Below are 13352 nucleotides of genomic sequence, written 5' to 3' on the forward strand. Positions count from 1 at the left end.
GCCCTGTCGGCCAACTCCGTCGGGTGAAGGAGGCGTTATGGACAGGGAAATCGCACGGGACGCCTCGTTCGTCGGCGCGCTGACCTGCGACGCCGAGGCCGTACGGGGCGATGCCGACGAGGTCGTCGCGGTGCTCGACCAGGCACTCGGCGGGCGTTACTCGCTCGAGCCGGGGCCGCGTCGGGTGCGCAGTATCACGTATCTGGACAGCGCGGACTGGCGTCTGCACCGCAAGGGTGTGGTTCTGGCCCACGAACGAGGCTCCGGGGCCGGGACGCTGACGGTGCGTTCCGGGAAGGGTGTGGCGACCGCGGCACTCGCCGAGCAGCCGTCGTGGCCCGCCATGGCCCACGAGCTCCCCGACGAGGTTCGCACCCTGGTCGACAGTCCATTGTGGATCCGGGCGGTCCAGCCGGTGGTCCACGGCCGCGTCGTCACGCGGTACGTGCGGGTCCACGACACCGGGGGCACGGCCGTGGCCGTGCTCGCATGGCGGGAGACCGCGGTCTCCGAGCCCGTGCGCATCGAACCGTTCGTGCGCGTGGACGTCGCCCTTGCCGGCGAGGAGGGCTCGGTGAAGGCGGCCAAGCGGGTGCGGAAGGTGTTGCGCAGACACGACTCCGGCCGCTTCCGTACCACCTCCGCCGACCCGTACCCCGACGTCCTCGCCGCGGCAGGCCTGCCCGACCGGCCGGAACCGCCCGCGATCACCCCCGACCTGCCCGCAGGCGTCGCGGTGGCGCGTGCGCTGCGGGCCCAGGCCGCGGCCCTGGAGGCGACCGTCGACGGCACGATCGCCGACACCGACACCGAGTACCTCCACGACCTGCGGGTGGCGGTGCGCCGGACCCGGTCGTTGCTCAAACTCGCCGACGACGTGCTGCCCACGCGGCTCACCACCCGTTACGCGCGGGAGTTCGCCTGGCTCGGCGAGGTCACGAGCCCGGTGCGCGACCTGGATGTCTACCTGCTCGGCTTCGAGGACCTGACGCGCAGGCTCGTCGCCGCCGACCCGGCCGATCTCGAACCGTTCGCAGCCGACCTGCGGCGACGGCGGGAGACCGCGCGGCGGGCGCTCGTTCGCTCGCTGCGCACCAAACGATTCGCCCGGCTGATGCAGGACTGGACCGCCGAGCTCGCCGAGCTGAGCCGCGTGCCCGGCGACGACACCCCCGGAACAGGTGCGCCCGACGGTGATGTGTCCGACGGCGATGTGTCCGGTGGCAGGGCCGGTGCGGACGATGCCGCTGCGGACGGTCCTGCGGATCCGGGCCCGGACGTCGCGGCGTTCGTGCGGCGACGTCTGGTTGCGACGGCCAAGAAGGTGACCAAGCGCGCGGCCGCGATCACCCCCGAATCGCCCGCGGACGACGTGCACGATCTGCGCAAACGATGCAAGGAACTGCGCTACCTGCTCGAGTTCGCCGAACCGTTGTGTCCGCGCGCCGAGCACTCCGCGGTGGTGAAACGCCTGAAACGACTGCAGGACATCCTCGGTGCGTTCCAGGACGGTGAGGTGCAGAGCCTCGACCTGAAGGAGCAGGCCGCCCGGCTGTCGGAATCCGGCCGGGCTCCCGTGGAGACGTTGCTGGCCATGGGTGAACTCGCCGGCACCTTCGCCGTCGATCAACAACGGGCGCGCCACGAGCTGACGGCGGCGCTGTGCCGGTTCCTCGGCGAGGACATGCGCAAACGCATCGGCGCTCTCGTCGCGTGATCGCGGCACGGCAGTGGGTGGGGGTACGTGTGTGTCGCTCGGTAGGGTGAGCGTCAGCGGCTCGCGTGCGCACGCGCGCGTTCAGTACGGGGAATCCAGGAGGAGCCATGGCGCCGAACGACCCGAACTCCGTGCCCGAGGGCGTGGACCTGGAACGGCCGAATCCCGCGCGGATCTACGACTGGTTCCTCGGAGGTACCCACAACTGGGCCATCGACCGTGAGTTCGGCGCGAAGGCCGTCGAGACGTTCCCCATCGTGCGCACGATGGCGCGGGTGGGCCGCGAGTTCCTCGGCCGTGGTGTGCAGTACCTCGCCGACCAGGGCATCACCCAGTTCCTCGACCTGGGTTCGGGCGTGCCGACGGTCGGCAACGTCCACGAGATCGCCGACTCGGTGAACCCGGACAGCCGCTGCGTGTACGTCGACAACGAGTCCGTGGCCGTGGCCCATTCGCGGGTGCTGCTTGAACGTGAGGGAGACCCCACGCGGCACGCCGTGATCCAGGCCGATCTGCTCGACGTCGACAAGGTGTGGCAGGAGGCGCTCGACACCGGCGTGCTCGACCCGACGAAACCGATCGGGCTCATCGTCGTCAACGTGCTGTACTTCTTCGGGCCCGACGACGATCCGCACGGCGTCATCCGGGACTACATGGACCGCCTGCAGCCTGGTTCGTACCTGTTGACCTCGCACCTGACCTACGACGGGGTGCCGGACGAGGGGCAGGACAAGCGGGAGGCGATCAAGGAGCAGTACGCCCGGTCCAGCTCGCCGCTGTTCCTGCGTTCCCGCGAGGAGTTCGCGCAGTTCTTCGACGGTCTCGAGCTCGTCGAACCGGGAATCACGTGGACCCCGGAGTGGCGCCCCGAACTGCGCGAGTCGCCCGCGTCGGAGGAGTTCCGGGCCAACCCGGCCGCCGCGAGCGGTGTCGTCGGGCTCGGCCGCAAGCCCTGACCTTCACGTTCGGCGACACCGCCTGCGCTCCGGGCCCGTGCTTGCGTTCCGTGGATCCTGCCTGCGTTCCGGGATGCTGCACACACGAGCGGGCCGTCCGGAGACTCGAGGCGAATCTCCGGACGGCCCGATGAGACCGAGTCGGATGCAGCTTGCGGATCCGATGGGCTGAGCCGCGTGCTCAGTACCCCTGGTAGTCACCGCCGCCTGCCATCGAGGACAGGCCGGGGTGCTCGTCGAAGCTGCCGTAGCGGTCCAGCGTGTAGCGGACACCGGCGATGATGTTGTCGACCGGGTTGTAGATGTCGTCGTGCCCGGCGAGCTTGTGGGCGTCGAACGTCGGGTCGATGGTCTGCATCAGACCCTTGGACGGGATGCCCTTCGCGGCGTTGCTGTCCCACAGGTTGATGGCCCGCGGGTCACCGCTGGACTCCTTCTCGATGATCGTGCGGATCTCGTCGCGCAGGTCGTAGCCCACCGGGACGTTGTTGTTGCGCAGGATGTCGATCGCGTTGTTGATCCAGCGGTCGACCTGGTCGAACTGCGGCTGCGGCTGCGGTGCGGGCTTCGGCTGCGGGGCCGGCTGGTTCTGCTGCGCCGGCTGGGCCTGCTGGGCGCCCTGGCCCTCGGTGCGGTTGTTGCCGCCGTTGTCCTGGGCGGGCTGGGCCTGCTGTGCGCCCTGGTTGCCCTGGTCGCCCTGGCCGCCGGTGCGGTTGTTGCCGCTCTCACCGCCGGATCGGGCCTGCTGGCCGGAGTCGGACTCCTGCGCCTTCTCGCCGAGCTGGGCCACACCGAAGTGGCTGTGTGCGCGGACGACGGCAGCGTTCTCGGCGGCCGTGTCGTGGCTGCTGCGCTCGGTCGAGGCGGCCGGGTCGACGTCCGTGTCGGCGAAAGCCGCCTGGCCGACGACACCGGCGAGCGCGGTCGCCAGCAGGCCGACGGCCGCGTAGCCGCGGGCGCCTTCCTTCAGGGAGGAGGAGTTGAGTTTCGGGGAGCTCGGGGTCAGGGTCTTCCGCGCGAAGATCTTCTTCGCGTTTCGGGGGATGTCGTTCCACTCCACGGGGTGGTTCTCCTTATTGGTTTGGCGTGCCGACCGGTCGGGGTTCCGAGTCGGCAGCGTCGCGACCGTGCTGGGGTACACGCGGGGTTGTCGCGGCGCCTCCTCAGAGATTACGAAACGGCAACGGAGATGTCACGAACCGGTGTCGTGGAACACAGATCATTTCGCAAAAGAAGGTTTAAGGAGGCGCAGATCGCCTTTCCTGGACATATGCCAGGCAACTCGGCGACGCTATCAGAAAGCCGTGATTTTGTCGTCAAGCGGGCTCTGACCTGCCGTTATCCTGTTATCGATATCAGTATCAACACATGAAGTGGGCAACTCGTCGCATATCGTCAATACGGGTGATGCCTCGGCGTGTCGCCCCCACTTCGCTGCGTGATCACCGGATACGCAACGTGAACGACGCCGTTCATGATTCGCGAAATCGAATTGGTCAAGACATTTCACGGGCGAGAAAAAGAATCACCGTTGGGGTTCATGTGTTCACCGGTGTGGGTTTACGAGGTTACCGTCCCGCAGCGTTGTGCTGTTCTCGATCTCGGTGAACGGGCCGTTCGCGGCGTCGTGTTCCCCACCGTATCGCCCGGGCGGGTGGCCTTACGCCGGGCTAGAGTGCGGACGGTTCCACCGAAGACGACCCGCCCTGGGAGGCAGTTCGTGCCACGTATCGCCACCGCCGAACGCGTCGACCGCGACGCGCTGCTGGAGTTCCTCCGTCCCCGACACCGCACCGTGCTCATGACGACACGCGCCGACGGCCGGCCCCAGCTGTCTCCGGTGACCTGCGGGGTGGACGAGAGCGGCCGCATCGTCGTCTCCACCTACCCGAACAGGGCCAAGACACGGAACGCACGGCGCGAGCCGCGGGTGTCGCTCTGCGTCCTGTCGGACGAGTGGAACGACGCGTGGGTGCAGCTCGACGGCACCGCCGAGGTGCTCGACATGCCCGACGCGCTCGACGGCCTCGTCGAGTACTTCCGCTGTATTTCCGGGGAACACCCCGACTGGGACGAGTACCGCGAGGCCATGCGGCGTCAGGGCAAGTCGCTACTGCGCATCACGATCGACGACTGGGGTCCGATCGCCACGGGAGGGTTCCCTCCCGAACTGGCCGACGACTGACGGCAGCCGAGCATGCGTGAGGGCCGGGCGGTGCTGGGACACCGCCCGGCCCTCGTGTGTGCGATCGCTCGTCGGGGCCGCCGCATCCGCGCGCCCGCCTACTACCGGTACACCGCGTCGTGGAAGGTGATCTCGGCGTCCAGCATGCCGGCGAACCAGGCGGCGAGGCGCTCGTCGGGCACGTCGACGGGGATCTCGTCGACCGCCGCGGCGAGTGCGTCGACACCGGAGACGAACGGGTCGCGCGCGTGCAACGCCACCCAGTCGGCCACCGGACCCGATGGCGGCGTGCCCGTCTGGTGCGCGCGGGTGCACCACGCGCGGTACAGCGTCTCCGCGGCGAACATCACCGTCGTCACCGCCGCGTAGCCACCGTCCTCGGCGGCCGCCAGCGCGTAGTCGGACAGCACCGCGGCCGCACGCCTGCCCTCGTCACCGAGGGTGGAGGCCACCGGCCACCGCCGTCGTGCGTCGGCGAAGTACGCGGTCTGTTCCGTGGTCAGCCCGTGCAACGCTTCGACGTTGCGGGTGACGGCCTGCCAGTGGGGCGCGTGCCAGACCGCGAGTCCGTGCAGCCGCGCCGCGGTCGCGACGAAGTCCGCCTCGATCTCGAGGTAGCGCGCGTAGGCCTGGTCGCCGATCGTGCCGTCGTGTACCTCCCGCACGAACCGCATCGCCAGCGCACGGTCGAGCGCCGGTTCGCAGGTCGCCAGCAGCCGTTCGGAGCGACTCACCCCGCGAGCCAGTCGACGAGGCCGCCGAAGACCGTGCCGTATCCGGCCCACTGCTCGCAGAACTCGGCCGGGGCCCAGTGCGGTGAACAGTCCGAGGTGAACACGGCGCTGCGGCCGGATCCGTAGCCGCCGACCGCGACGAGGGGGTCGTCGCCGATCGTCACCAGCACCTCGGCGGACTCGCGGGGGCGTACCCGGTTGTAGCCGAGCAGCGGAGGCCACTCGGCGCCGACGGCACCCACAGCGTCTCCGTTACCCCCAGCGTCTCCATTACCCCCGGCGTCTCCGTTACCCCCAGCGCCTGCGGCACCGGGCTCGCCGAGCGCGGGGTGGGCGTGGGTCACCCGCGCGCGAGCGCCCGCGGGCAGTTCCACCCGGTCGTCCTCGGCGAGCAGCTCCACCGGCAGCACCTCGTGCAGCACCGTGTTGCGGTAGGCGGCCTTGGCCTCGAATCCGGTGAACGACAGGTAGCCGCCCACCATCAGCAGGCCGCCACCCGCGGCGACCCAGTCGCGCACCGCGGCGAGCCGGTCGGTACCCGGGCGTGCGCCCTCGAACACCGACGGGGCCAGCTGCACGGAGTTGGCGCCGATGTCGGAGAGGACGACGACGTCGTAGGCCTCCAGCGCCGCAACATCACCGGGGAACTGGGACGGCACCAGGTGCGCGGGCAGGTGCGTGACCTCGTGTCCGCGCGCGGTCAGCGCCGTGCGCAGCGGCCCGACCCCTTCGACGTACGAGTTGGTCGTGAACGAGTCCACCCCCTTGATGTGCGTGGACTGCGTGATCCAGCTTTCGCCTGCGATCAGTACCCGTGCCACGTGTGCGGCTCCCTTCGTTGCGGGTCGGTGGATGATGCGGTCTCGAACAGGCGTGCCGGGTTGGCACGCACCAGGTCGTCGGTGGTGTGGGCGGGCACGCCGAGCTCGTGGAGCCGGTCGGTGAACAGCGTCGGCACGTAGCGGAAGCCGTTGCCGCCGTGGACGGTGAGCATGCTCTTGAGGAACACGTCGTGGCTGAGCAGTACGCGGTCGGCAAAGCCGCCGGCGATCAGTCCGGCCACCGCGCGCGCCGTGTCCGCGGGCGCGGGCGACTGGCCCTCGCCGGGGTAGCGGAACGGCATGCCGATCATGTCGAACTCGAGCCAGACGTCGCGGTCGGCGACTGCCCGCTGGTAGGCGACGTCGCCGCCGGAGGGATCCATGTGACACAGCACGACGGCGGCCGGAGGTACCCCGATCTCGTCGAGCACGACGTCGAGGACCTCGTGCGCCCGGCGTTGCCACCCCGGCAGATGCACGTACAGCGGAACCCCGAGCTCGAGCTGGGCCAGGGCGGCCGCACGCAGCGCGTGCCGCTCCGCAGGGGTGAAGGCTGGGGAGACGCCGATCTCGCCGATCACGCCCGGCGCCACGCCCGTGTCGTCGACCCCGCTGCGGAACTCCTCGACGAGCGAAGCCGCGAGCTCCTCGGTGTCCCGTGTGGACAGATCGGACGGGTGGAACCGCTCCAGGTACCAGCCCGAGCCCATGACGATCCGCACCCCGGTCTGTTCCGACAGCCGCCGCAGCACCCGCGGATCGCGCCCGAGCCCGGGCGGGGTGACGTCGACGACGGTGCCGCCGCCGGCCGCGGCGAACGCCGCGAGGTCGTCGGCCACCGGCCGGGGATCGTCGAGCGTGCAGTGGTCGAGGCAAGAGTACGGATGCTCGCGCAACAGCCAGGCGATGTCGGCGCTCGTGTCGGCATCGCGTAGCCACGCCAGGTCCGGATCGGACGGTGGGGTGACCGCCCGCCGCACGTCGTTGTGCAGATGTTCGTGGGTCAGGGTCAGGCCGAGCTCCGAGGACGGCACCGTGCCGGTGACCGTGCGTACCCCGGTCATGTCCGCCTCGTCAGGTGCGCGACGAGGTCCGCGATCGACCGGCCCCTGAGGTTGATCCAGATGGCCGCGATCAGCACGAGTCCGGTGACGATCGGTGTCAGGAACGGACTCACTCCCATCAGCGTCAAGCCGTTGGCGATCACACCGGTGATCAGTGCGCCGATGACGGTGCCCACGATCGTGCCGCGGCCGCCGAACAGGTTCGTGCCGCCGAGCACGACCGCCGCGATCACCGTGAGCTCGAAACCCTCCGCGGAGTTGGCCGAGCCGGAGCCAAGCCGGGCGGCGGTCAGAATGCCCGCGGCGCCGGCTGCCAGGCCCGTGAGCATCAGCGTGATCATCTTGATCCTGCGGGTGTTCACCCCCGCCCTGCGGACCGACTCCTCCTGCGCGCCGATCCCGTTGACGTACCTGCCGAACCGCATCCGCGACAACAGGATTCCGCCCACGATCGCCGTCGCCAGCGCGATCCAGGCCAGCGCGGAGAATCCGAGGAACTCCGCCTCGCCGATCTCGGCGACGAACAACCTCCGGTCGATCGGGACCGAGAAGCCCTCCGTCCACAGCAGCGCGATGCCGCGGATGATCGACATCGCGGCCAGCGTCACGATGAACGGCGGAATGTTCTGGTACGCCGACAGCCATCCGTTGACCGAACCCCAGAACAGACCCGCCACGAGGCCGAGCAGGATCACCACCGACGAGTCCAGTCCCGCCTGCAGCAACTCCGCCGTCAACGCCGCCACGAACGCGACCGTCGATCCCACCGACAGGTCGATCTGCCCGGTGGTGATCACGAACGTCATCGCGATCGCCACGATGAGCGTGATCGCCACCTGCGTCGCCAGGTTCGACATGTTGCCGAACGTCAGGAAGTTCGACGAGCCCAGGCTGAACCCGAGGAACAACAGGACCGTCACACCCAGCATCGCGACGGTCGCCTTGTTCACCCGTTGCCACCACGACGGCTGCGCGGCCAGATCCCGGTCGGCGGCTGTCGATGTTCCCGCCACCTGCGTCGTCATGCGGCCTCCTCGGAATCGGCGTCGGACGAGTCGGCCCGCGTGATGAGCCCGACGAGCTTCTCGATGTCGAGCTCGGCGATGTCGGCGTCGTCGACGCTGCGGCCCTCGTACATCACGGTGATCCGGTCGCACACCTCGAACAGGTCCTGCAGTCGGTGGGTGATGAGGATGACGCCGACACCCTGTGCGGCGACCTCCCGGATCATGCGCAACACCTGCCGGACCTCGGCCACCGCGAGCGCGGCCGTCGGTTCGTCGAGGATCAGCACCTTCGGCTTGAACGACACGGCGCGCGCGATCGCCACCGCCTGCCGCTGTCCGCCCGACAGTTCGCCGATCTCCTGGTACGTCGAGCGCACCCGTACGTGCAATGTGGACAGCATCTCCGCCGCCTGGCGGTGCATCTCCCTGCGGTCGACGAACGGGCCCCGCTTGGGTTCGCGGCCGAGGAACAGGTTGCTGGCGACGTCGAGCGTGTCGCACAGCGCGAGATCCTGGTAGACGATGCCGATGTGTTCGGCGCGCGCATCGGCGGGACTGTGGAACCGCACGTCCTTGCCGGCCACGGTGATCCGTCCCGTGTCGTGCCGGATCGCGCCCGCCAGCACCTTCATCAGGGTCGACTTGCCCGCCCCGTTGTCCCCGACGAGACCGAGCACCTCACCTTCGCCGAGCCGCAGGTCCACCCCGCGCAGCGACTTCACCGCACCGAACGACTTGGTGATGCCCTCGAGCCTGACCAGCTCCGGCCCGGACGTGTTCTGCCCGGACTTGTCATGTTCGGACTCGGGCTGTTCGGATGCCGGTGCCGTGTCCTGGGATGTTGCCGTGTCGCCGTCCATCACTGCTCCAGGTAGTAGAGGTAGTCGGACACGTTGTCGGGCGTGACGATCTGCGTGGGTACCGGAATGTCCGCGTCGACCTGCCGTCCGCAGGCCAGATCGATCGCCGCGTTCATCGACTCGTGGCCGAACTCGAACGTGTTCTGCTGAACGACCGCCTTGATCCACCCCGCGCGCAGGCCGTCGACCGCCTGCGCGGACAGGTCCCACCCGACCACGTCGATGTCGTCCGTGCGCTGCTGACTGGTCACCGCGGCGGCGAGGCCGATCAGCGCCGGTTCTCCGGTGGCGTAGGCGTAGGGCAGATCGGGGTTGCCGGTCAGCAGGTTCTCGGCCACGGTCTGCGCGCTCTCCTGGATGTTGCGTCCGTCGACGACGTTGCGGATGCGCATCCCGCCCTCGGTGACGCGGTCGGTGAAGCCCTTCTGCCGCTCCAGCTGCACCGTGCTGTTGAGCGCGCTGACCACGCCGACGTCGCCCTCGCCGCCCGTCAGTTCGAGCAGGGTGTCGGCGAGTTGGGCGCCACCTTCGACGTTGGCGGTACCGACCTGGGCCGACACCGCCGGGTCGTCCACCACGGCGTCGACGGCCACGACCGGGACCCCCGCGGCATCGGCCCTGCGGATCGCGGGCCGGATGCCGTCGGTGTCGACCGCGTCGACGATGATCGCGTCGAATCCGCTCGCCACGAGATCGTCGATCGCGTTGGCCTGCTTCTGCGAGTCGTCGTCGCCGTTGACGATCTGCACCTCGGCGCCGGCTTCGGAGGCGATGCGCTGCGCGCCACTGTTGATCTGGTTGAAGAACAGCGCCTGCAGGTTGATCGGGACGATGCCGATCTTCGGCTTGCCCCCGTCGATCTCACACGAGTCGGTCACCTCGGAGGGCGGCGGAGGGCCCTGCTGCTGCGCCTTGGCCTCGGCGGCCATCTCCCGGCGGGCCTCGACGTCACAGGCGGTGGTCGCGAGCACGAGCGTGGCGGCCGCGAGTGCGATCAGCGTGCGTCTCATGGTGTTGGCTCCTTCGCGCCGAGACCGGACCCGGGTCCGGCCGAACCGGTGTCGAGAAAGGACTGCACCGCCGCGCGGTGCGGAAGTCCGGCGCGCGCCCCGGCGTGGGTGCACGACAGTCCGGCCGCGATGGCTGCGAACCGGGCGGCGGCGATCGGCGTGCGGCCACCGGCCAGTTCGGACACGTATGCGCCGACGAAGCAGTCACCTGCCCCCGTGCTGTCCACGACCGGCACTTCGATGGCGGGGATCCGTTGCGGCGGCTCGCCGGGGGCGAACACGGTCGCGCCGCGTCCGCCGTCGGTGAGTACGAGATGGGTGCCGTGGTCGGCCGCGAGTACCGCGCACGCCGCGTCGTCGCCGAGCAGGGTGCGTGCCTGGGCGGCGCCGAGCACGACGTGTTCGGCGACCGCGAGGGCGGACAGCGCGGCGCGCCTGGTCTCGCAGCCGTCGAGGTCGACGACCACGTGTGCCGAGGCCGGCAGCACGTTCGCGGCGTTGGGGAAGCGGTACCCGTCGAGGCACAGCCATCCGGTGCCGGCGAGCGCCGCGTGCTCGGCGATGTCGGCCACGCCCAGGTCGTCGTCCTGACTGATGATCGCCCGTTCCCCGTCCGGGGTCAGCAACACGATCGCCGTGGTCAGCCGCCCGTCCGTGCGGGTGGGCCGCACGTCGATCCCGTCGGCCTCGAGCGCTTCGAGGAACGCGGCCGACAGCGCGTCGGTGCCGACGACGCCGCCGAACCGGACGTCGGCGCCGAGCCGCGCGGCGGCGACCGCCGCATTGGCCGCCATGCCGCCGTCGCCGCGCTCGAGCGCCGTGGCCTGCACGCGGCCACCCGGGGTGGGCAACGAGGGCACGCGCACGGTGACGTCACTGTTGGCGTATCCGCAGAACACGATCATGGCAGGACCGCACCGGCCTTCTCGGCGGCCGCGGTGAGTTGGCGCACCTTGGCGCCGTCCACGCGGCCCCACCAGCGTCCGTTGTCCTTGACCGAGGAGGCCACGATGACGCCGTCGCACGCGGGCAGCAGCTCGCCGATGTTGCCGGCGTTGATGCCCGACCCGATCACCACGGGCAGGCTCGTGTGCTCCTTGATGCCGGTGACCTCGTCGACCGCGGCGGCGTCGCCCGTGCGCGATCCGGTGGCGATCAGCACGTCGGCGTCGAAGAACTCCGCGTCCTCGGTCTGCTCGGCGAGGGTGCGGTCGGCGACGATGGCGTGCGCTCCGTGCTTGACGTGCACGTCGGCGAACACCTTGACCGGGCCCGCGCCGATCCGGCTGCGGTAGCGCGTGGCGTTGGCGGCCTGACCCTCGATGATGCCCTCGTTGGCCACGTAGGCGTTGGCCCACTGGTTGACCCGCACGAAGCCGGCTCCTCCGGCCCACGCCGAGGCGAGGGAGCACTCGGCGGCGTTGGACAGCACGCTCACCCCGACGCCGCCGTCGGTCGCGTCGCGTACCGCGGCGGTCACCACGCCCATCGCGGCGGCGGTCTCGTAGCCGTGCTCACCGGGCTTGGGGAACGGGATGTCCCAGTGGTTCTCGACGATCACGCCGTGGCAGCCGCCGTCCAGGTACGCGTGTGCCTCCTCGACGGCGAAGGTACGGATCTCGGACAGGGGCGTACCCGTGTAGTGCGGACTGCCGGGCAGGGCGGGCAGGTGGACGACACCGATCACGACCTTGTCGGTGCTGAACAGCTCGCGCAGGGCGTTCGGCTTGGGAGGGAATACGCCGAGGGCGGTCATCGGTGAAGGCTCCGGTTCTCTCGGTGGCGCGCGGACGGGGCTACGGCAATCGAGCGGGCAAGGTGTGCAATCGATTGCCCTCGAATGCCGGAGAACGTTAGGCAGGGTTTCGGGGCGGGTCAATGGTTTAGGCTGAGTCGATATCGGTGGAACCGATTAAGTTCGGGTTTCGCCCGCTAAGAGGAGGTAAACGATTGCAGCGAGTCACCATCGCGGACGTCGCGCGCAGGGCCGGCGTCTCGACGGCGACCGTCTCCCGCGCGCTGTCCGGCGGCCGCAAGGTCTCCGACGAGGTGTCCGAGCGGGTGCACCGCGTGGCGCGCGAACTGGGGTACGCGGTGAATCCCATCGCCAGGGCGCTGCGGGTGAGCAGGACCGACACCGTCGGAATGGTCGTGCCGAGTATCCGCAACCCGTTCTTCACCGCACTCGTCGAAAGCGTCGAACATGCACTGGGGGCCGAGGGCAAGGAGCTGCTGCTCTGTGACGCCCAGTCGGATCCGCGGGTGGAGGCGAGCAGGCTGGAGGCGCTGGTGACCAGGAACGTCGACGGGATCATCGTCAGCCCGTGCCACGGCACCGACAGTGCCCCCGCCGTGCAACGCACCGCCGACCGTCTCCCGCTCGTGCAACTCGACCGGTTCGTCGGCGGCACCAGCACCGACTGGGTGGGGGTCGACGACCTGGCCGCGATGCGGGCGGTGCTCGACCACGTGCACGCGGGCGGGGCACGGTCTGCCGCCTATCTCGGCGCGCGGCTGACCAACTCGTCGAGCGAACTGCGGCACACCGGATTCCACCGGCGCGCCGAGGAACTCGGACTCACCGTCGATCCACAGTGGATACAGCTGGGCGAGTACAGTGTGGACTGGGGAGAGCGGGCCGTCGCGACGTTGCTCGAGCAGGGGGAGTTGCCGGACGCGCTCGTCTGCGCCGACGACCTCATCGCACTGGGCGCCACGAGGGCGTGTCGCATGCACGGGGTCCCCGTGCCGGAGCGGACCCAGATCACGGGATTCGACAACATCGAGTTCACCCGGCTCGCCGAACCGCCGTTGACGACCGTCGCGCAGCCGACCGATCGGATCGCCGCCGAGGCGGTGCGGCTCCTCGGCGATGCCGCGAACGGGACGGACACGCCCCGCGACGCGGCACACGTCGCGCTCGTGCCCAAGCTCGTGGTGCGCTCCAGCACGCGCGGCAACTGAGCACCGCGGCCACGGGCCGAGTGCGGGCGCCACG

At 69.9% G+C, this 13352-nt stretch carries 13 protein-coding genes; 4 read left to right on the forward strand and 9 right to left on the reverse strand.

What is annotated here, in order from left to right:
* Positions 1–37: 37 nt before the first annotated feature.
* A complete protein-coding gene (locus tag IF64_RS0113810) occupies positions 38–1717 on the forward strand; it encodes a CHAD domain-containing protein (protein ID WP_030532506.1) in 1680 nt (559 codons plus the stop codon).
* A gap of 107 nt (positions 1718–1824) precedes the next feature.
* Positions 1825–2673: an SAM-dependent methyltransferase gene (locus IF64_RS0113815; RefSeq protein WP_030532507.1), complete on the forward strand. Its 849-nt coding sequence runs from the start codon at positions 1825–1827 to the stop codon at positions 2671–2673.
* 181 nt (positions 2674–2854) lie between these two features.
* On the opposite strand, the gene IF64_RS27675 is transcribed toward IF64_RS0113815, so the two are convergent.
* Positions 2855–3733, reverse strand: a complete 879-nt coding sequence (locus tag IF64_RS27675; protein ID WP_030532508.1) for a transglycosylase SLT domain-containing protein — start codon at positions 3731–3733, stop codon at positions 2855–2857.
* Positions 3734–4393: 660 nt separating this feature from the next.
* Between IF64_RS27675 and IF64_RS0113825 the strand changes: the two genes are divergently transcribed.
* A complete protein-coding gene (locus IF64_RS0113825; RefSeq protein WP_030532509.1) occupies positions 4394–4858 on the forward strand; it encodes a PPOX class F420-dependent oxidoreductase in 465 nt (154 codons plus the stop codon).
* A gap of 101 nt (positions 4859–4959) precedes the next feature.
* On the opposite strand, the gene IF64_RS0113830 is transcribed toward IF64_RS0113825, so the two are convergent.
* The 8 genes from IF64_RS0113830 to IF64_RS0113865 are packed head-to-tail and all read right to left on the reverse strand — an operon-like array spanning position 4960 to position 12110.
* Complete coding sequence (locus IF64_RS0113830; protein ID WP_030532510.1) at positions 4960–5592, reverse strand: TenA family protein; 633 nt, start codon at positions 5590–5592, stop codon at positions 4960–4962.
* Entirely contained in the window at positions 5589–6413 is an 825-nt protein-coding gene (locus IF64_RS0113835) for a glutamine amidotransferase (protein ID WP_030532511.1), read from the reverse strand. The genes IF64_RS0113830 and IF64_RS0113835 overlap by 4 nt, the downstream gene beginning before the upstream one ends.
* Positions 6398–7477, reverse strand: coding sequence for a phosphotriesterase family protein (locus tag IF64_RS0113840; RefSeq protein WP_030532512.1), 1080 nt, complete (start codon positions 7475–7477; stop codon positions 6398–6400). The genes IF64_RS0113835 and IF64_RS0113840 overlap by 16 nt, the downstream gene beginning before the upstream one ends.
* Entirely contained in the window at positions 7474–8502 is a 1029-nt protein-coding gene (locus IF64_RS0113845; RefSeq protein WP_030532513.1) for an ABC transporter permease, read from the reverse strand. Before IF64_RS0113845 ends, IF64_RS0113840 begins: the two co-directional genes overlap by 4 nt.
* A complete protein-coding gene (locus IF64_RS0113850) occupies positions 8499–9344 on the reverse strand; it encodes an ATP-binding cassette domain-containing protein (RefSeq protein WP_084705851.1) in 846 nt (281 codons plus the stop codon). Before IF64_RS0113850 ends, IF64_RS0113845 begins: the two co-directional genes overlap by 4 nt.
* Positions 9344–10354, reverse strand: a complete 1011-nt coding sequence (locus tag IF64_RS0113855; protein ID WP_030532515.1) for a substrate-binding domain-containing protein — start codon at positions 10352–10354, stop codon at positions 9344–9346. The genes IF64_RS0113850 and IF64_RS0113855 overlap by 1 nt, the downstream gene beginning before the upstream one ends.
* The gene (locus IF64_RS0113860; protein ID WP_030532516.1) at positions 10351–11259 is read right to left on the reverse strand and encodes a carbohydrate kinase family protein; all 909 of its coding nucleotides are present in this window, start codon (positions 11257–11259) and stop codon (positions 10351–10353) included. The genes IF64_RS0113855 and IF64_RS0113860 overlap by 4 nt, the downstream gene beginning before the upstream one ends.
* Entirely contained in the window at positions 11256–12110 is an 855-nt protein-coding gene (locus tag IF64_RS0113865) for a BtpA/SgcQ family protein (RefSeq protein ID WP_030532517.1), read from the reverse strand. The genes IF64_RS0113860 and IF64_RS0113865 overlap by 4 nt, the downstream gene beginning before the upstream one ends.
* A 194-nt stretch (positions 12111–12304) precedes the next feature.
* Between IF64_RS0113865 and IF64_RS0113870 the strand changes: the two genes are divergently transcribed.
* The gene (locus IF64_RS0113870; RefSeq protein WP_030532518.1) at positions 12305–13318 is read left to right on the forward strand and encodes a LacI family DNA-binding transcriptional regulator; all 1014 of its coding nucleotides are present in this window, start codon (positions 12305–12307) and stop codon (positions 13316–13318) included.
* Positions 13319–13352 lie beyond the last annotated feature (34 nt).

Source organism: Prauserella rugosa, from assembly GCF_000719975.1.
Lineage (GTDB): Bacteria > Actinomycetota > Actinomycetes > Mycobacteriales > Pseudonocardiaceae > Prauserella > Prauserella rugosa.

Coding starts and splice junctions, on each gene's coding strand:
- IF64_RS0113850 (WP_084705851.1), bottom strand. CDS start 9,344: ATGGACGGCGACACGGCAACATCCCAGGACACGGCACCGGCATCCGAA.
- IF64_RS0113865 (WP_030532517.1), bottom strand. CDS start 12,110: ATGACCGCCCTCGGCGTATTCCCTCCCAAGCCGAACGCCCTGCGCGAG.
- IF64_RS0113860 (WP_030532516.1), bottom strand. CDS start 11,259: ATGATCGTGTTCTGCGGATACGCCAACAGTGACGTCACCGTGCGCGTG.
- IF64_RS0113845 (WP_030532513.1), bottom strand. CDS start 8,502: ATGACGACGCAGGTGGCGGGAACATCGACAGCCGCCGACCGGGATCTG.
- IF64_RS0113855 (WP_030532515.1), bottom strand. CDS start 10,354: ATGAGACGCACGCTGATCGCACTCGCGGCCGCCACGCTCGTGCTCGCG.
- IF64_RS0113815 (WP_030532507.1), top strand. CDS start 1,825: ATGGCGCCGAACGACCCGAACTCCGTGCCCGAGGGCGTGGACCTGGAA.
- IF64_RS0113840 (WP_030532512.1), bottom strand. CDS start 7,477: ATGACCGGGGTACGCACGGTCACCGGCACGGTGCCGTCCTCGGAGCTC.
- IF64_RS0113810 (WP_030532506.1), top strand. CDS start 38: ATGGACAGGGAAATCGCACGGGACGCCTCGTTCGTCGGCGCGCTGACC.